This window comes from Acinetobacter stercoris, assembly GCF_900323515.1.
GTDB lineage: Bacteria > Pseudomonadota > Gammaproteobacteria > Pseudomonadales > Moraxellaceae > Acinetobacter > Acinetobacter stercoris.
The window spans coordinates 1-682 of sequence record NZ_OOGT01000451.1 but is presented as its reverse complement, the minus strand read 5'-3'; the positions used below and the strand labels follow the sequence as shown (position 1 = coordinate 682).

Here is a 682-nt window from a genome sequence, read left to right as displayed (position 1 = left end):
TTTTAATTTACCTAATTCATTATCTATATCCTTTTAATCATATTTTCCAATCAAGCTAACAATAAAACTCTTCCCTAAAACTTTCGATTAGCTCTGGTGGGACGCGTGTCGTTTGGCTATTCGTGCGCATGTAAAGTTCACCTTTATAGTACAAAGGACGGTCAGCCTTATTACATTTAAACACTAGAATTGTTCTTCCATTGATTTTTATATCTTCTAATGTTGTATAAATATTGGAAATCTTATTGCTTTCATGCGCCAGTTTATCAATCAGCCCACGTTTCATTAAATCGAGAGAATTGTTGAAATGCTCACGTAATTCGTGTTCAATGCCGACAATTCTTTGATCATCAGATACTCCTATAAATACGTAACCTTTGCGGGTATTCATAAAGCCGAAACATGCCTTGACCCATTTATCAGATTTTCGATTGGTTAAAAGGTCTGTAGTGCGTTCCTTGAATTCAATTCGATGATTTTCACTTTCATTAATTAAGGCGAGATATTTTTCAGCCAGGGATTGTTGCTTATAATTTGAGAGAGTCAGCTGGATTTTAGCGAGTGACTTATAAGCTGAAGCTGTTTCCAGATTTTGAATATCTTGCCACTGATACATGATTTTATTTTTAGACTCGTACTGAATATTTTTGTCTGTCAGATATTCAAAAGTGATATTTAAAAG

General features: G+C 34.0%; 1 protein-coding gene. It reads right to left on the bottom strand.

Features of this window, described 5'->3' with window-relative positions; translation table 11 throughout:
- Positions 1-55: 55 nt before the first annotated feature.
- Positions 56-682: AlbA family DNA-binding domain-containing protein (locus KPC_RS20180; RefSeq protein WP_146196702.1), on the bottom strand; the 627-nt coding region annotated here is incomplete at its 5' end.